Below are 17,300 nucleotides of genomic sequence, written 5' to 3'. Positions count from 1 at the left end.
GGGTCGGCTAGAAGAAGCCGCAGGTCGGGGCGGACCCCGCCGGGGCTTCCGTGCCTTCCGCGCCCGTGGGGGCGAAGATCTCCAGGCGGGTGCCGTCCGGGTCGTGGAAGAAGATGCCGCCGGAGGAGCCGCCCTCGGAGTGGGGGACCACGCCCTCGTAGGCGAACGCGGTGCCGCGTTCCTTCAGGGCCGCCTCCGCCGCCTTGACGCGGTCGATCGACTCGGCCTCGAAGGCGAGGTGGTGCAGGCCCGCGCGGCCGGAGTCGTACGCGCCCTCCGCCTGCTGCCAGAGCGTGACGACGAGCTTGCCCCCCTGGCCCAGGAACGCGTACCGCCGGCCGTCCTCCTTGCCCTCGCCGAGCACCTCGAAGCCCAGCACGTTCCCGTAGAAGTCGAGCGAGCGCTCCAGGTCCGTGACGTTGAGCCCGATGTGGTTGGTGACCAGCGTTCCGATCGCCGACATGGCGGTTCCCCTCTCAGCACGTGAGTACTAACCTCTGAGTTCGACATTAGAGGTTAGAACGCGACCGTGCAACCGGTCACGTAACCTTGAGGGGTTAGTTCTACGAGGAGGATGTCCGCCATGACCGTTTCCGATCCGCGGCCCCTGGTCGGCGAGCCCGTCTCCCTCGACCTGCTCAACACCCGCTGGATGATGGACGGCGCGCGCCAGGACCTCCTCACGGACACCGAGGGTCTGGCCGTCTGGCTCCGCGCCAACGGGCTCGACGAGCGCTTCACCGCCGACGCGGCCACCCTCCGCCACACGCTCGCCGCCCGCGACGCCCTCGCCGGCCTCGTCGACCGGCCGGGCGACCCCGCCGCCACCGCCCGTGTCGACGCCGTCCTCGGCCACGGCCGCATCCGCGCCACGCTCACCGCCGAGGGCCCCGGCGAGCGGCCCGAGTTCGCGGACGTCACCTGGGGCCCGGGCTGGACGGCCGCCCGCGACTACCTCGACCTGCTGCGCACCGCACCGGACCGGATCCGGTCCTGCGCCCACGACGCGTGCATCCTGCACTTCTTCGACACCTCGCGGAACGGCACCCGACGGTGGTGCTCGATGGCGGTCTGCGGCAACCGGGCCAAGGCCTCGCGCCACTACGCTCGTACAAAGGACAACTAACCGACCGGCCAACTCGCCCCACTTGAGGGCGATTCCTTCCCGATGGCGCATGTCCCGCGGTGGCGGATGTGCGCCATCAGCACATCCCGCCACCTGACAACTCTCCACAAACCCCTGTCACTTGCGAAAGGCTGAGCGGTCATCCGGTACCGAAATCCGGACCCTCTTCTTTCACCATCAGGGATGTAAATGACCACCCCCGAATCTCAGAGCTCCATACCCGGGCGCTCGACCCCCGGACACAGACGCGCGGCGCGCATCGCCGCCGCCGCCGGACTCGTGACCGCGCTCATCGCGGCCGGTGCGGCTCCGGTCCTGGCCGCCGAAGACCCGGCGACCACTCCTCCGGTCAAGTCCTCCGACTCCGCCGACAAGCTCGGCCCGACGGACGCCCAGCGCCTCACCGAGGCCGAGGCGACCGGCGAGAAGAACGTCACGATCCTCGTCGCCACCGCCCCCGGCGCCACCGAGCAGGTCGCCGGCCAGCTCGACGCCGTCCAGGGCGCCTCGGTCGGCAAGCGGAACGACAAGCTCGGCTACGTCCGCGCCACGCTCCCGACCGCCAAGGCGGAGGCCGCCATCACGGCGGCCACCAAGCTCTCCTCCGTCCAGTCGATCGACCTCCAGGCCGAGATCAAGCTGGACGACCCGACCCCGGACTCGGGCACCACCGGCGCCGTCGAGGGGACGACCGTCTCCCAGACGTACCCGGCCCCGGGCAAGAGCACCCCGGCGAAGAACCCGTACAACCCGTCCCACGAGACGGGCGCGGTCGAATTCGTCGAGGACAACCCGCGCGCCGACGGCCGCGGTGTGACCATCGGCATCCTCGACTCCGGTGTCGACCTGGGCCACCCGGCGCTGCAGAAGACCACCACCGGCGAGCGCAAGATCGTCGACTGGGTCACCGCCACCGACCCGCTGACGGAGGGCGACGGCACCTGGCGCGCCCAGATCACCCCGGTCGCCGGCCCGGTCTTCACCGCCTCCTCGCAGTCCTGGAAGGCGCCCGAGGGCTCCTACCAGTTCAGCCGCTTCAACGAGGCGATCACCGCGGGCGGCGACCCGGCCGGTGACATCAACCGCGACGGCGACACGGCCGACCTCTTCGGCATGCTGTACGACCCGGCCGCCGGCACCGTCCGCGTCGACACCGACCAGAACAACGACTTCACGGACAACGCGCCGATGAAGCCGTACAAGGACGGGTACCAGATCGGCTACTTCGGTACCGACAACCCGGCCACCGAGGTCGTCGAGAAGACGCCGTTCGTCGTCGAGATCCGCAAGGACGTGGCGATGGACCCGCTCGGCGGGACCTGGGTCGGCAAGAAGGCCGACTTCGTCAACATCGGCGTCGTCGAGTCCTCCCACGGCACGCACGTCGCCGGCATCACCGCCGCGAAGGGCCTCTTCGGCGGCAGGATGAACGGCGCGGCCCCGGGCGCGAAGATCGTCTCCTCGCGCGCGTGCACCTGGACCGGCGGCTGCACCAACACCGCCCTCACCGAGGGCATGACGGACCTCGTCGTCAACCGTGGAGTCGACATCGTCAACATGTCGATCGGCGGTCTGCCCGCGCAGAACGACGGCGACAACGTCCGCGCCCGCCTCTACACCCGTCTGATCGACCAGTACGGCGTGCAGCTGGTGATCTCGGCCGGCAACTCCGGGCCGGGCATCAACACGATCGGCGACCCCGGCCTGGCCGACAAGGTCATCTCGGTCGGCGCGGCGATCTCCAAGTCGACCTGGGCCGCCAACTACGGCTCGGCCGTCACCAAGTCGTACGCGATGTTCCCCTTCTCCTCGCGCGGTCCGCGTGAGGACGGCGGCTTCACCCCGACCATCACCGGTCCGGGTTCGGCCGTGAACACCATCCCGACCTGGCAGGCCGGCGCCGGCGTGCCCGAGTCCGGCTACGCGCTGCCCGCCGGCTACGGGATGCTGAACGGCACCTCGATGTCCTCCCCGCAGGTCGCGGGCGCGAGCGCGCTGCTGCTCTCCGCCGCGAAGCAGAAGCGCATCGAGCTCTCGCCGCTCACCCTGCGCACCGCGCTCACCTCGACCGCCGACCGGATCTCCGGTGTGGCGGCCCACGAGCAGGGCTCGGGTCTGATCGACATCAACGACGCCTGGGAGTCGATCAAGGACGGCGCCACGGCGCACGAGTACAAGGTCGAGGCTCCGGTCGACACCGCGATCTTCCCGGCCCCGCACACCGGCACCGGTGTGTACGACCGTGAGGGCGGCCTCAAGGTCGGCCAGAAGAAGGTCTACGACGTCACCATCACGCGCACGACCGGCCCGAACCGGGCCATCGAGCACGAGCTGGAGCTGAAGAACAACGACGGCACCTTCCGGATCCTCGGCGACGACGAGGTCGACCTGCCGCTGAACAAGCCGGTCACGGTCAAGATCCAGGCCCGGCCGACCTCGGCCGGCGTGCACAGCGTGATCCTGGAGGCGGACGACGACCGCACCGAGGGCGTGGACAAGCAGATCCTCGCCACCTCGGTCGTCGCGAGCGACCTGGCCGCGCCCGGCTACGGCTTCTCCGCGTCCGGCTCGGTCCAGCGCAACAGCCACAAGTCGTACTTCGTGACCGTGCCGGAGGGCGCCAAGACCCTCGAGGTCGCCCTCGGCGGTCTGAAGGAGAAGAGCCAGACCCGGTTCATCTCGATCCACCCGTACGGCGTGGCCTTCGAGTCCACCGCTTCCAACGTCTGCTACCCGCACTACAACCCGGGCAACGGCTGCCGTGCGGATCTGCGTTCGTACGCCAACCCGACGCCGGGCGTCTGGGAGATCGAGGTCGAGGCGCGCCGCACCTCGCCCGACCTGGACAACCCGTACAAGCTGGACGTCTCGGTGCTCGGCGCCGACTTCGACCCGGCCGTCCAGACCGTCGCCGAGGCGAAGGTCGGCACGCCGGCCGCCGTCGAGTGGACCGTCACCAACACCTTCGCCGGCATCGACGGCAAGCTGAAGGGCGGCTCGCTGGGCTCGGCCAAGGTCGAGACGCCGACGATCAAGCACCACGAGCAGCAGATCAAGACCGTCACCATCGGTGAGGGTGTCGAGCGGCTCGACGTGGCGATCGGCAACACCTCGGACAAGGCCGCCGACCTGGACCTGACGGTCCTGCGCGACGGAGTCCAGGTGGGCCAGGCCGCCGACGGTGACTCGGAGGAGGCCGTCTCGCTCGTCAAGCCGGCCGCCGGTACGTACACCATCGTGATCGACGGTTACTCGGTGCAGGCCGAGGGCGGTACGACCTTCGACTACAAGGACGTGTACTACTCGGCCGCGCTCGGCAGCGTCCAGGTCGACGCGTCCAAGAGCTACCCGCTGACCAGCGGCGCGACCGCGAAGGTCGCCGCCGAGGTGCTGGTCGCCGGTGCCGCGCCCGAGGGCCGGCAGTTCTTCGGCGAGGTCCAGCTGCTGAACGCGCGCGGTACCGCCGCGGGCGCCGGCAGCGTGGTGATCGGCAAGGTCACCCCGTAACACCGCTGTACGAGTGAGGGGCGGGCACCGGAACCGGTGCCCGCCCCTTCCCCGTCTCCGCCTACGTCCGCGCCGACGTCCCGGCCCCGTGGCACGGCCTGCGCCTCGGCCGCCGTCGCCCTACCGTCCCGATCCTCGGACAATGGATTGGACAAGGCGGGCCAGGACATACGCATCATGGACGGCAGCAGCCTGCACAAACGTACGGAGGAGTCCCCGTGAAGGTCGGAATCGTCGGAGCCACCGGTCAGGTCGGCACAGTCATGCGCAGCATCCTGGCCGAGCGGAAGTTCCCTGTCGACGAGCTGCGGCTCTTCGCCTCCGCCCGCTCCGCCGGCACCGTCCTCGACGGGATCACGGTCGAGGACGCGGCCACCGCCGACTACACCGGCCTGGACATCGTCCTCTTCTCCGCCGGCGGCGCGACCTCCAAGGCGCTCGCCGAGAAGGTCGCCTCCCAGGGCGCCGTCGTGATCGACAACTCCTCCGCCTGGCGCCGCGACCCCGAGGTCCCGCTGGTGGTCTCCGAGGTCAACCCGCACGCGATCAAGGACCGCCCCAAGGGCATCATCGCCAACCCGAACTGCACCACGATGGCCGCCATGCCGGTCCTCAAGCCGCTCCACCAGGAGGCCGGCCTGACCGCGCTGGTCGCCACGACCTACCAGGCCGTCTCCGGCTCGGGCGTCGCGGGCGTCGCCGAGCTGCGCACCCAGGCGTGCGCCGTCGCCGAGAACGCGGACCAGCTGGCGTTCGACGGCGAGGCCGTGGAGTTCCCCGAGCCCGCCGTCTACAAGCGTCCGATCGCCTTCAACGTGGTCCCGCTGGCCGGCTCGATCGTCGACGACGGCACGTTCGAGACCGACGAGGAGCAGAAGCTCCGCAACGAGTCCCGCAAGATCCTGGAGATCCCCGAGCTGAAGGTCTCCGGCACCTGCGTGCGCGTCCCGGTCTTCTCCGGCCACTCGCTCCAGGTCAACGTCCGCTTCGACCGTCCGATCAGCGTCGAGCGCGCCTACGAGCTGCTCAAGGACGCGGAGGGCGTCGAGCTCTCCGAGATCCCGACCCCGCTCCAGGCGGCAGGCAAGGACGTGTCGTACGTGGGCCGCATCCGGGTGGACGAGACGGTCGACAACGGGCTCGCGCTCTTCCTCTCCAACGACAACCTGCGCAAGGGTGCCGCGCTCAACGCGGTGCAGATCGCGGAGCTGGTCGCGGCGGAGCTGAAGGGCTGACGCCGTTCGGTACGCCGAAGGGGCGGCCGTCCGGGAGGACGGCCGCCCCTTCGGCGTACCGGCGCGGCATCCCGTCCTCGCGTCCCGTTCCGGCGTCCCGTGGTCACGGTCCGGCGGAATTCGGACAACGCGTTCGAAGCCGGGCCTCCGAGTGACAGGATCCGACCATGACCCAGCTGCCCGAGTGCGCCGACCTCCCGGTCCCCGCCCAGGCCCTCCAGGTCGCCGTCACCTGGCAGACCGTCCCCGGCGCGCCCGAGGTGGACGTCTCCGCGCTGCTGCTCGACGGCGGCGGGCGGGTGCGGGGGGACGCGGACCTCGTCTTCTACAACCACACCGAGCACCCCTCCGGAGCGGTGCGGCATCTGGGGAAGTCCGCGCCGGGAGCGCCGGGCAGCGCGGCCGCGGACTGGCTGTGGCTGCATCTCGCCCGGATGGAGCGCGAGGTCGACCGCGTGGTGGTCGCCGCCTCCGTGGACGGCGGGTCCTTCGGGCAGGTGCGGAGCCTGGACGTGCGGGTCACGGATCTCTCGGGCGCGCCCGTCTCGTACTTCGCGATCGGGGGCGCGACGACGGAGACGGCGTTCGTCTTCGGCGAGTTCCGGCGGCGGGAGGGCGGCTGGACGTTCCGCGCGGTGGGGCGGGGGTACGCCTCCGGGCTCGCCGGGCTGGCGACGGACTTCGGCATCGTGGCCGAGCCCCCGCCCGCCCCGATCCCGGGCCCCGGCTACGTGCCCCCGCCCGTACCGCGACAGGCGCCGGGGTACGGAACCCCGCCCACGCCCGTGCACAGCCAGGCCTACGGGACCCCGCCCACGCCCCGGCCGGCGCCCGGGTACGAGACCTCGCCCCTGCCCGTCCCGTGCCATGAGCACGTGGCCCCCGCGGTGTTCGACCCCTTCTCGTCCTCCTTCCGGCCCTCCGTGCACCAGGGCCGCGGCAAGGAGACCGTGCACTGCGACCCCGCCATCCCGCCGGGCTGGGCGCTCCTGGAGATCGAGTCGTACCACTCGATCTCCACCACCATCGAGTCCTGCGACGCCCACGGCCGCGCCGAGGACTTCCTGCTCATGGCCTACGAGGACGACGTCCGCGCCCGCACCGTCGCCGTCGTCCCGCCGGACCGGCCCCTGACCCTGCGGGTCGACGCCGACACCCCGTGGACCCTGCGCGTCCTCCCGCTCGCCCACGCCCGCCGTTTCGACAGCCATATCGAGGGCCACGCACACGACCTCGTCGTCTACGACGGGCCGCCCGGGGTCCTCGACTTCTCCCACAACGGCGAGTCCCCTTTCACCGTCCACCGGCACACCCCTGCGCGCGAGCCCGAGTACGACGCGGAGGACCAGGAGCTCCTGGTCCACGAGATCGGCGAGGTCCGTGTCAGCGCGTCCGTGACCGGTCCGGGACTGCTCCGGATCAGCGGCGACGGACCGTGGAAATGTGCGATGCGGCGCTGAGGTACGGCGTGGAAGGATGACCCAAACATCACGAAACCGAGGAGTTGACCGGGTGCCTGGCACAAACCTGACCCGTGAAGAGGCGCAGCAGCGGGCGAAGCTGCTGACCGTGGACGCGTACGAGGTCGACCTCGACCTCTCCGGTGCGCAGGAGGGCGGCACCTACCGGTCCGTCACCACCGTCCGCTTCGATTCCGCCGAGGCCGGTGCGGAGACCTTCATCGACCTCGTCGCCCCCGCCGTGCACGAGGTCGTTCTCAACGGCCACGCGCTCGACGTCGCCGCCGTCTTCCGTGACTCGCGGATCGCCCTGGCCCATCTGCACCAGGGCCCGAACGAGCTGAAGGTCGTCGCGGACTGCGCGTACACCAACACGGGTGAGGGTCTGCACCGCTTCGTCGACCCCGTCGACGACCAGGCGTACCTGTACACCCAGTTCGAGGTGCCGGACGCCCGCCGCGTCTTCGCGTCCTTCGAGCAGCCGGACCTGAAGGCGACCTTCCAGTTCACCGTGAAGGCGCCGAGCGGCTGGACGGTGATCTCCAACTCGCCGACCCCGGAGCCCAAGGACGACGTGTGGGTCTTCGAGCCGACCCCGCGGATCTCGACGTACATCACCGCGCTGATCGTCGGCCCGTACCACTCGGTGCACTCCTCGTACGAGAAGGACGGCCAGACCGTTCCGCTCGGCATCTACTGCCGTCCGTCGCTGGCCGAGTTCCTCGACGCGGAGCACATCTTCGACGTCACGCGTCAGGGCTTCGACTGGTTCCAGGAGAAGTTCGCGTACGACTACCCCTTCGCCAAGTACGACCAGCTCTTCGTGCCGGAGTTCAACGCGGGCGCCATGGAGAACGCCGGCGCGGTCACCATCCGCGACCAGTACGTCTTCCGCTCGAAGGTGACGGACGCGGCGTACGAGCGCCGGGCCGAGACGATCCTGCACGAGCTGGCGCACATGTGGTTCGGCGACCTGGTCACCATGGAGTGGTGGAACGACCTGTGGCTGAACGAGTCGTTCGCGACGTTCACCTCGGTCGCCTGCCAGGCATCCGTGGAGGGCACCCGCTGGCCCAACGCCTGGACGACCTTCGCCAACGCGGAGAAGACCTGGGCGTACCGCCAGGACCAGCTGCCGTCCACGCACCCGATCATGGCCGAGATCAACGATCTCGAGGACGTGCTGGTCAACTTCGACGGAATCACCTACGCCAAGGGCGCCTCCGTCCTCAAGCAGCTGGTCGCGTACGTCGGCCAGGACGAGTTCTTCAAGGGCGTGCAGGCGTACTTCAAGCGTCACGCCTTCGGGAACACGCGCCTCTCCGACCTGCTCGGCGCGCTGGAGGAGACCTCCGGGCGTGACCTGAAGGCCTGGTCGAAGGCGTGGCTGGAGACGGCCGGCATCAACATCCTGCGCCCGGAGATCGGGACCGACGAGAACGGCGTCATCACCTCGTTCGCCGTCAAGCAGGAGGCCCCGGCGCTCCCCGCGGGCGCCAAGGGCGAGTCGACGCTGCGTCCGCACCGGATCGCGATCGGCTTCTACGACCTGGACGCGGCCGGCAAGCTGGTCCGTACGGACCGGGTCGAGCTGGACGTCACCGCCACCGAGCTGACGAACGTGCCGCAGCTGGAGGGCAAGACGCGTCCGGCCGTGGTGCTGCTCAACGACGACGACCTGTCGTACGCCAAGGTCCGGCTGGACGAGGTGTCGCTGAAGAACGTCACGGAGCACCTCGGCGACTTCGCCGAGTCGCTGCCGCGCGCGCTGTGCTGGGCCTCCGCCTGGGACATGACCCGCGACGGCGAGCTGGCCACCCGCGACTACCTGGAGCTGGTCCTCTCGGGCATCGGCAAGGAGTCCGACATCGGCGTGGTCCAGTCGCTCCAGGGCCAGGTGAAGGCCGCTCTCGACCTGTACGCGGCGCCGGAGTGGCGCGAGGCCGGGCTGACCCGCTGGACCGACGCGACGCTGGCGCACCTGCGCGCCGCCGACGCGGGCAGCGACCACCAGCTCGCCTGGGCGCGGGCCTTCGCGGCCACCGCCCGCACCCCGCAGCAGCTGGACCTGCTGGCGGCCCTCCTGGAGGGCGGCGAGTCCATCGAGGGCCTGGCGGTCGACACCGAGCTGCGCTGGGCGTTCGTACAGCGTCTGGCGGCGACCGGCGTCTACGACGAGTCGGAGATCGCGGCCGAGCTGGAGCGGGACAGGACCGCGGCGGGCGAGCGGCACGCGGCCACCGCGCGGTCGGCCCGTCCGACGGAGGCGGCGAAGGCGGAGGCCTGGGCGTCGGTCGTGGAGTCCGACAAGCTGGCGAACGCCGTGCAGGAGGCGGTGATCGGGGGCTTCGTGCAGACCGACCAGCGTGAGCTGCTCGCCCCGTACACGGCGAAGTACTTCGCCTCGATCAAGGGCGTCTCGGAGACCCGTAGCCACGAGATGATCCAGCAGATCGTGGTCGGGCTCTACCCGACGATCCAGGTCTCGCAGGAGACCCTGGACGCCACGGACGCCTGGATCGCGGCGAACGACCCGGCGCCGGCGCTGCGACGTCTGGTGACGGAGTGCCGCGCGGGCGTGGAGCGCGCCCTGAAGGCGCAGGCGGCGGACGCGGCCGCGGCGTAACGACGGTTCGGACGAAGGAAGGACGAAGGGGCACCCTCCCCCACGGAGGTGCCCCTTCGTCCGTTCGAGTCCGCTCGGCGGGCGGGCGTCGGTGCGCGGCCGCCCGCCGGGCGGAGACCTGGGTCCGGCGGCTCAGCCGCCGAGCGCCGCGTAGCGGGCGCGCAGGTCGGCCGCGCCCTGCTCGGTCAGCGCGCCGTGGAGACGCATCCGGGCGACGCCGCCGTCGGGGAAGGCGTCGAGGCGGACGTGGGTGACGACGGCCTGCGCGGGGAGCTTGAAGCGGTGCAGGGTGTCGGGCTGCAGCCTGGTCCGGGGGATGATCTCGAACCACTCGCCCGTCTCGCCGTTGCGGCCCTGGAGGGCGATCCAGCCGGCCGAGTTGCCCTTGAGGTACGCGGTGTCGATCTCGACGGCGCGTACGGCACCCTGGGCGGCGAGCCGGAAGCGGACCCAGTCGTTGGTGCCGCGGACCCGGCGGCGGCGGTTCTCCCAGCCGTCGTCCATCTTGCGGGAGGTGCCGGGCAGGATGATCTGCGTCGGCGAGGAGTAGAACTTGTCCGACGCGTCCTCGTACACCCCTCCGTTGAGTACGGAGATCAGGTCGAGGGTGCCGAGCAGCTCCAGCCACTCGGGGTCCGGGACGACCTCGCCGTGGACGCGCAGGCGCGCGATGCCGCCGTCGGGGTGCTGGCAGACGCGGACATGGGTGAAGCGGCGCTCGACGTCGATCCCGAAGCCGTTGGCGGCGTGGCCGCGGACGGGGGTGGGCGGGACGATCTCCTCCCACTTCACGTCGTCGGCGAGGAGCTGCTCGGGGCTGGGCGATCCCTCGACGGCGGTGGCCTGGATCGACACCCGCTGCGGGTAGTTGCCGCGGAAGTGGGCGGTGTCGACGACGATGCCGCGGATCACGCCGGGGGCGCCGAGGCGGACGATCGCCCAGTCGTGGTCCTCGGGGGCGGGGAAGACGTTCTCGGCGTCGGCGCCACGGCGGCGGCGGGTCTCCCAGCCGTCCATGATCTTGCCCTTGTGGCCGAAGTGCTCCGGGTCGAAGACGGCGCGCTCGCGGACGAGGAGGTTCTCGCGCTCGGCGAAGAACTCGTCGTTGGCGGCGACGACACCGGCGCCGAGGCGGCGGTCGGCCAGGTCGACCAGCTCGGTGAAGGGGAAGTCACCGGTGCGGTAGTCGGCGTACGGGTCGCCCCCGGCGTAGGGGGCGGCGTCGTTGGCGTGCGGGTCGGCGGTCGCGGCGTTCTCGTCGAAGCTCATGCCTCGACTGTGCCGGGCCCGAGCACCCCGGTCCATCGAATGTTTTCGACAGATACTTTCAGCTGAACTGAACGATCGGCTTCCGCGGTGCTACTGCACGGTCTCGCGCTGGACGGCCGCCTGCCGGAGCGCGGCGAGCACCCGGGCCACGGCGGGGCCCTCCTCGGCCCCGCGCCGTACCGCCGCGACGACATGGCGGCGGGGCTGGTCGGCGGAGAGGACCCGCATGACGATCCCGCGCTCGCCGCGGCGCTCGGCGGAGGCCATCCGGGGCACCAGGGCGACGCCCATCCCGGCCTCGACCATGGCGAGGATCGCGGTCCAGCCGGCGGCGCTGTGGGCCTGCTCGGGCACGAATCCGGCGGCCTCGCAGGCGGCGGTGGTGATCTCGGACCAGGGCCCTGAGCCGCCGAAGATCCAGGGCTCGGCGGAGAGGTCGGCAAGTCGCAGCCCGGGCGCGTCGGCGAGGGGATGTCCGGCGGGCAGGGCGACGTCCAGCGGGTCGGCGAGCAGCGGGACGCGGCTGAACTTGGGGTCGCGCGCGGAGGGGGCGTGGGCGGCGAGCGAGAGCGCCAGGTCGACGTCGCCGGCGGTGAGCAGTTCGTACGCCTCCGCCGCCTCGGCCTCGCGGATCCGGACGTCGAGGCCGGGGTGGGCGGTACGGAGGTGCTGCACCGCGGGGACGACGAGGGCGGGCACGGCCGTGGAGAACGCGGCCACCCGCACCTGGCCCGCCTCGCCGCGCAGATAGCCGTCCAGTTCGGCATCGGCGCGCTCCAACTGGGCGAAGACGGCCTCGGCGTGACGGAGCACGAGATGCGCGGCGTCGGTGAGGCGCACCCGGCGCCCGTGCGCCTCCAGGAGCGGGACGCCGAGCTGCCTGGCGAGGTTGCTGAGCTGCTGGGAGACGGCCGAGGGGGTCATGAGCAGCGCCTCCGCCGTGGCGGTGACGGTGCCGCGGTCGCGGAGCGTGCGGAGGATCTGGAGCTTCTTGATGTCCCACTCGGTCATGGGTCGCAACCTACCGGGGGCAGCGTGCGGACCGTTCACGCGCGACCGCGCGGGGTCGTGCTCATGCCCGGGCCCGGGCCCGCGCACTCGCCAGCGCCACCCCGCCCAGGATCAGCGCCATGCACGCGCCGCCCACGATCCCCAGCTCCTCGCCGAGCAGGGCGTACGAGAGCAGGGCCACGCAGACCGGCTGGAGGTAGTAGACGACTCCGGCGCGGGCCGCGCCGATCAGGGCGATGGCCTTGTTCCAGGCGAGGAAGGCGACGGCGGAGGAGAGGACGCCGAGGTAGAGCAGAGGGCCGACCGTGCCGGTCCCGGGCTCGAAGCCGCCCTGGACGGCGATGCTGACGCCGTACGCCGGGAGCAGCATCAGGGCGCCGAGCACGAAGGTCGTGAAGAGGAAGGCCAGGGCGCCGATCCCGGCGGGCTTGCGTTTGAGCAGGGCGCTGTACGCGGCGAAGGAGAGGGCGGCGCCGAACATCCACAGATCGCCCGCGGTGAGGTCGGCGGCGAGGGAGCCCTTGCCGACGAGGAGCAGCACGCCGAGCGCGGCGAGGAGCATCCCGACGGTGCGGCGGGCGCCGAGGCGTTCGCCTCCGAGCCGGGAGAAGAGCGCCATGATCACCGGGGAGGCGGCCATGATCATGCCCATGTTGGAGGCGGTCGTGGTCAGTGCGGCCTGGTGCACGAGGGTGTTGTAGAGGGCGACGCCGAACAGTGAGGCCAGGGCGACGAACCCGAAGTGGCGGCGGATCAGGTGCCGCTGCCGCCACGCCTGCCGGGCCGCTAGGGGGGCGACGGCGAGGAGGGCGATGACCCAGCGCCAGAAGACGGCCTGGACCGGCGGGACGGAGTCGGCCATGTCCCGGGTGGCGACAAAGCTGCCGGACCAGACGGCCGTGGCGAGGAGCGCGAGGAGCAGTCCCACGCCCGCGCCCCGCGCGAGGACGCGCGGGGCGGCGGTGGGCTCGGTGGTGCGGACGCGGGCCAGGAGTGCCACGGTGATCCTTCCGGTCGGTGAGGCACTACCGTCGCACCGAGGAAACCTCCAGGTCCATCGAAAGTTCCTGACTCTTCTGTTCAGTTGAACTGAACGATTTGGCGGTACGGGGGCTGAGCTGGCCGACCAGGGTGGCGCCGAAGGCGACCGCCATGCCGACGAGCTGCACGGGGCCGAGCGCCTGGCCGAGCGCCACCCAGCCGACGACGGCCGCGGTGATCGGCGAGAGCGGACCGAGGAGGGTCACCGAAGAGGCGCTCAGCCGCTCGATGCCGCGGAACCAGAGGAAGTAGGAGATCGCGGTGTTGCCCAAGGCGAGATAGGCGTAGCCGAGGAGGTTCGTGGAGTCCAGGGCGGGCGGGGCGCCTTCGACCAGGGCGGCGATGGGCAGGATGACCAGACCGCCGGCGGTGAGCTGCCAGCCGGTGAGCGCCAGCGCGCCCACCCCCTCGGGCCTGCCCCAGCGCTTGGTGAGGACGACGCCGGCCGACATCGAGAGCGCCGACAGCAGCCCCGCGAGCACCCCGACCAGATCGAGGGCGGCGCCCGCCTTCAGGACGACGAGGCTGACACCGAAGGCGGCGGCGAGGGCGGTGAGAAGGGACCGCGCGGTGGGCCGGTCGCCGAGGAGGAGCGCGGCCAGACCGACCACGAAGAGCGGGCCGACGGAGCCGACGACCGCCGCCACACCGCCGGGCAGCCGGTAGGCGGCGAGGAAGAGCAGGGGGAAGAAGGCGCCGATGTTGAGGGCCCCCAGGACCGCGGACTTCCACCACCAGGCACCCCGCGGCAGCGTGCGGGTGACGGCGAGCAGCAGCAGTCCGGCGGGCAGCGCACGCATCAGGCCGGTGAAGAGCGGCCGGTCGGGCGGCAGGAACTCGGTGGTCACGAAGTAGGTGGAGCCCCAGGAGATCGGGGCGAGCGCGGTCAGGGCGACGACGGCGGCTTTGCGGGACATGACGGGTCCCCCCTTGGTCCGGAGTGGTTCCGAGTGGCTTGGTGATAAGTAGCTTACTGCTAAGCTACTTATTGGCAAGTGACTTACGCACGAGCATCTTGCTTTCCAGTCACTTACTTGCCGTCGAGTCGATCTGGACAGGAGACTGCCGTCATGGACAGCACCGAACCCCCCGCGCACGACGCCGTCGACGCGATCACGGACCAGTGGGCGGCCGTCCGCCCCGACCTGGACACCCTCCCCATGGCCGTCTTCGGGCGGATCTACCGGCTGGCCGCGGGGATGCGCGGCCGGGTGGACAAGGCGTACTCCCCGTACGGGGGCATGGGGCTCGGGGAGTTCGACGTCCTGGCGACACTGCGCCGGTCGGGTGAGCCCTACACCCTCTCCCCGCGCGAGCTCACCGCCACGCTGATGATCACCACGGGCGGGATGACGGGCAGACTGGACAAGCTGGAGAAGGCGGGGCTGCTCACCCGCAGCCCGGACCCGAACGACCGGCGCGGGCTGCGGGTGACGCTCAGCGAGCGCGGGCGCGAGCTGGTGGACCAGGCGGTGGGAGCGGGGCTCGCGCAGCAGCGGGAGGCCCTGGAGGCCGCGCTCACGCCCGAGGAGGCGGAGCAACTGGCGAGTCTGCTGCGCAAGCTCCTGGCCACCACGGTCGTGTGAACGACGACCGCGTGGACGCACACGAGGGCGCCGCGCCGGTACTCATGTACCGGCGCGGCGCCCTCGGAAGCGGCTGGGCCTCAGGCCTTCTTGGGCCTGTCGGACTTGTCGAGCACCATCACGAGACCGGCGATCACCAGGAACAGCACGATCGGCGCGGCCACGAACAGGCCGAGGGTCTCGACGACACTCAGCTTGGGGGCCGGGTCGTCACCGTCGTCGCGGGTGAGCGCGAGCGCGGGGGACGACATGAGCAGCATCATCAGCGTCGTACCGGCCGCGACAGCACCGGCGCGCAGGGCGTTCTTCTTGTCCACGGTGCAAACGTAGCGAACACCTAAACGGGCCGCGCGTCCGGGGGTGCCGTACGGACGCCCTCCGGGGATCGGAAGACCTCCAGGAGGCGGTGCAGCCGGGGCGAGGCGGCCAGTTCCTCCAGGGTGAGCGGCTGGCCCTCGGGGCCCGCCACCGGCAGCCGCCAGTTGGGGTACTGGTCCCAGGTCCCGGGCAGGTTCTGGGGCCGCCGGTCCCCCACCGTGTCCGGCAGCCACACCCCGACCATCGTGGCCGGGGTCCGCAGCAGGAACCGGTGGACGGCCCGCACCTCGGCCTCCTCGTCGCCCGGGCCCTCGGGGAGCAGCCCGAGCCGCTCCAGGTACGTCAGCCACTCGGCGACCTCGGCCGTGTCCCGGGCGCGCTCGCGCCCCAGGTCGCCGGTGAGCAGCCCGAGCCGGTGGCGCAGGGCGACATGGTCGCCTGAGAGCCTGGCCGCGGTGGAGGGGAGGTCGTGCGTGGTGGCGGTGGCCACGCAGTCGGCGCGCCACTCCTCGGGGGCCAGCGGCCGGCCCGTGCCCGACCAGTCCCGTTCGAACCAGAGCACGGACGTGCCGAGCACCCCGCGCCGCGCGAGCTGCTCGCGTACGCCCGGCTCGACCGTGCCGAGGTCCTCGCCGATGACGACCGCGCCGGCCCGGTGGGCCTCCAGGGCGAGGACCGCGAGCATCGCCTCGGAGTCGTGACGGACGTACGTGCCCTCGGTGGGCTCGCACCCCTCGGGGACCCACCAGAGCCGGAACAGGCCCATCACATGGTCGATGCGCAGCGCGCCCGCGTGCCGCAGCAGCTCCCGCAGCAGGCCGCGGTACGGGGCGTAGCCGGAGGCGGCGAGGGCGTCCGGGCGCCAGGGCGGCAGACCCCAGTCCTGGCCGCGGGAGTTGAAGGCGTCGGGCGGGGCGCCGACCGACATCCCGGCGGCGAAGGTGTCCTGGAGCGCCCAGGCGTCGGAGCCGTCCGGATGCACACCGACCGCGAGGTCGTGCACGATCCCGACCGCCATCCCCGCCTCCCGCGCGGCCTCGCTCGCGGCCGCCAGCTGGCGGTCCGTCAGCCAGGCCAGCCGGCAGTGGAAGTCGACCCGGGCGGTCAGCTCGTCGTCGGCGCGGACGGCCGCGGCGGCGGAGCGGGGGTCGCGCAGCTCCTCGGGCCAGGACCGCCAGTGGTGCCCGTGGCGCTCGGCGAGCGCGCAGTAGGTCGCGTGGTCCTCCAGGGCGCGGCCCCGTTCGGCGAGGAAGTCGCGGTACTCGGCGCGTCTGCCCGGGCCGAGCTCCACCGTCCGTACGAGCTCCAGAGCGCGCCGCTTGACCTCCCACACCGCGTCCCGGTCGATCAACGCGCCCTTGCGCAGGACACGTTCGCGCAGCTCGGCGGCGTCCCCGACGATCGCGTCCAGCGCGTCGCGGTAGCGCGGGCCCACGAGGCCGTACTCGGGGATGTCCTCGATCCGCAGATGGACCGGGTCGGGGAAGCGGCGGGAGGACGGGCGGTACGGGGAGGGGTCGGTGGGCTCGCCGGGCACGGCCGCGTGCAGCGGGTTGACCTGCACGAAGCCGACGCCGTGCGACCGGCCCGCCCAGGTGGCCAGTTCGCGCAGGTCGCCGAGGTCGCCCATCCCCCAGGAGTGGGTGGAGAGCACCGAGTACAGCTGGGCGAGCAGCCCGAACACGCGCCCCTCGGGCCGGGGCACGCGCGCGGGGGCGACGATCAGCGTGCCGACGGCGCCGCGCCCCTCGGGGTCCCGGGCCTCGACGCGGTGCACGCCGGGCGGCAGGCCGTCCCAGTCGTCGCCCTCGACGACTTCCCCCGACTCGGTGGTGACGCGCAGCCGGGTGCCGGGCGGAAGGTCCTGGGGCGGCCGGACGGGGCCGTCCTGCCAGCGCACCAGCGTGGGCGGGAGCAGCCGTTCCCGCTCGGCCCGCTCCGCCGCTTCCAGGGCGGCGGCGACCGCCTCCGGTGTGCCGGCGTCCACGTCGAGGGCGGCGAGCACGGTCACGACGGTGGCGTCGGGCACCTGGACGGTCACGCCCGCGGAGGGCTCGTACGCGGTGGCGACGCCATGGAGGGCGGCGAGGCGGGCCAGGGTCACTTCACACTCCAGAGGTC

Annotated in this window: 13 protein-coding genes; 6 read left to right on the top strand and 7 right to left on the bottom strand. The window is 71.9% G+C overall.

Going from position 1 to position 17,300, the window contains the following annotated elements; genetic code table 11:
• Nucleotides 1–7 precede the first annotated feature (7 nt).
• Nucleotides 8–463: a VOC family protein gene (locus ACZ3OF_RS05255; protein ID WP_361678471.1), complete on the bottom strand. Its 456-nt coding sequence runs from the start codon at nt 461–463 to the stop codon at nt 8–10.
• A gap of 120 nt (nt 464–583) precedes the next feature.
• On the opposite strand from ACZ3OF_RS05255, the gene ACZ3OF_RS05250 reads away from it, so the two are divergent.
• From ACZ3OF_RS05250 to pepN, 5 genes are all read left to right on the top strand, one after another.
• Nucleotides 584–1,126, top strand: coding sequence for a CGNR zinc finger domain-containing protein (locus ACZ3OF_RS05250; RefSeq protein ID WP_361678468.1), 543 nt, complete (start codon nt 584–586; stop codon nt 1,124–1,126).
• Nucleotides 1,127–1,315: 189 nt separating this feature from the next.
• Entirely contained in the window at nt 1,316–4,633 is a 3,318-nt protein-coding gene (locus ACZ3OF_RS05245) for a S8 family serine peptidase (RefSeq protein WP_361678465.1), read from the top strand.
• A gap of 218 nt (nt 4,634–4,851) precedes the next feature.
• Nucleotides 4,852–5,868, top strand: a complete 1,017-nt coding sequence (locus ACZ3OF_RS05240; protein ID WP_467302946.1) for an aspartate-semialdehyde dehydrogenase — start codon at nt 4,852–4,854, stop codon at nt 5,866–5,868.
• 167 nt (nt 5,869–6,035) lie between these two features.
• On the top strand, nt 6,036–7,328 hold the full coding sequence (locus tag ACZ3OF_RS05235) for a TerD family protein (RefSeq protein ID WP_361678459.1): 1,293 nt from the start codon (nt 6,036–6,038) through the stop codon (nt 7,326–7,328).
• 52 nt (nt 7,329–7,380) lie between these two features.
• Nucleotides 7,381–9,954, top strand: coding sequence for an aminopeptidase N (gene pepN, locus ACZ3OF_RS05230; protein ID WP_361678456.1), 2,574 nt, complete (start codon nt 7,381–7,383; stop codon nt 9,952–9,954).
• Between the two features lie 132 nt (nt 9,955–10,086).
• On the opposite strand, the gene alc is transcribed toward pepN, so the two are convergent.
• The 4 genes from alc to ACZ3OF_RS05210 form a co-directional block, all read right to left on the bottom strand.
• On the bottom strand, nt 10,087–11,223 hold the full coding sequence (gene alc, locus ACZ3OF_RS05225) for an allantoicase (protein WP_361678453.1): 1,137 nt from the start codon (nt 11,221–11,223) through the stop codon (nt 10,087–10,089).
• Between the two features lie 90 nt (nt 11,224–11,313).
• A complete protein-coding gene (locus ACZ3OF_RS05220) occupies nt 11,314–12,234 on the bottom strand; it encodes a LysR family transcriptional regulator (protein ID WP_361678450.1) in 921 nt (306 codons plus the stop codon).
• A gap of 61 nt (nt 12,235–12,295) precedes the next feature.
• Nucleotides 12,296–13,234 (bottom strand): DMT family transporter, encoded by a 939-nt coding sequence (locus tag ACZ3OF_RS05215; protein WP_467302942.1) that lies wholly within the window; start codon nt 13,232–13,234, stop codon nt 12,296–12,298.
• Nucleotides 13,235–13,259: 25 nt separating this feature from the next.
• Complete coding sequence (locus tag ACZ3OF_RS05210; protein ID WP_467302940.1) at nt 13,260–14,192, bottom strand: EamA family transporter; 933 nt, start codon at nt 14,190–14,192, stop codon at nt 13,260–13,262.
• A gap of 153 nt (nt 14,193–14,345) precedes the next feature.
• Here ACZ3OF_RS05210 and ACZ3OF_RS05205 point away from each other — a divergent pair, with 153 nt between their 5' ends.
• The gene (locus tag ACZ3OF_RS05205) at nt 14,346–14,861 is read left to right on the top strand and encodes a MarR family winged helix-turn-helix transcriptional regulator (RefSeq protein WP_361678444.1); all 516 of its coding nucleotides are present in this window, start codon (nt 14,346–14,348) and stop codon (nt 14,859–14,861) included.
• 80 nt (nt 14,862–14,941) lie between these two features.
• On the opposite strand, the gene ACZ3OF_RS05200 is transcribed toward ACZ3OF_RS05205, so the two are convergent.
• Together ACZ3OF_RS05200 and malQ are read right to left on the bottom strand one after the other, a co-directional pair.
• Nucleotides 14,942–15,178, bottom strand: coding sequence for a hypothetical protein (locus tag ACZ3OF_RS05200; RefSeq protein ID WP_260226244.1), 237 nt, complete (start codon nt 15,176–15,178; stop codon nt 14,942–14,944).
• Between the two features lie 20 nt (nt 15,179–15,198).
• The gene (gene malQ, locus ACZ3OF_RS05195) at nt 15,199–17,283 is read right to left on the bottom strand and encodes a 4-alpha-glucanotransferase (RefSeq protein WP_467302938.1); all 2,085 of its coding nucleotides are present in this window, start codon (nt 17,281–17,283) and stop codon (nt 15,199–15,201) included.
• Between the last annotated feature and the right edge of the window lie 17 nt (nt 17,284–17,300).

It is taken from the genome of Streptomyces sp. NPDC022552, from assembly GCF_055561875.1.
This window is presented reverse-complemented; position numbering and strand designations above follow the sequence as displayed.

Coding starts and splice junctions, on each gene's coding strand:
- ACZ3OF_RS05255 (WP_361678471.1), bottom strand. CDS start 463: ATGTCGGCGATCGGAACGCTGGTCACCAACCACATCGGGCTCAACGTC.
- ACZ3OF_RS05250 (WP_361678468.1), top strand. CDS start 584: ATGACCGTTTCCGATCCGCGGCCCCTGGTCGGCGAGCCCGTCTCCCTC.
- ACZ3OF_RS05245 (WP_361678465.1), top strand. CDS start 1,316: ATGACCACCCCCGAATCTCAGAGCTCCATACCCGGGCGCTCGACCCCC.
- ACZ3OF_RS05235 (WP_361678459.1), top strand. CDS start 6,036: ATGACCCAGCTGCCCGAGTGCGCCGACCTCCCGGTCCCCGCCCAGGCC.
- alc (WP_361678453.1), bottom strand. CDS start 11,223: ATGAGCTTCGACGAGAACGCCGCGACCGCCGACCCGCACGCCAACGAC.
- ACZ3OF_RS05220 (WP_361678450.1), bottom strand. CDS start 12,234: ATGACCGAGTGGGACATCAAGAAGCTCCAGATCCTCCGCACGCTCCGC.
- ACZ3OF_RS05210 (WP_467302940.1), bottom strand. CDS start 14,192: ATGTCCCGCAAAGCCGCCGTCGTCGCCCTGACCGCGCTCGCCCCGATC.
- ACZ3OF_RS05205 (WP_361678444.1), top strand. CDS start 14,346: ATGGACAGCACCGAACCCCCCGCGCACGACGCCGTCGACGCGATCACG.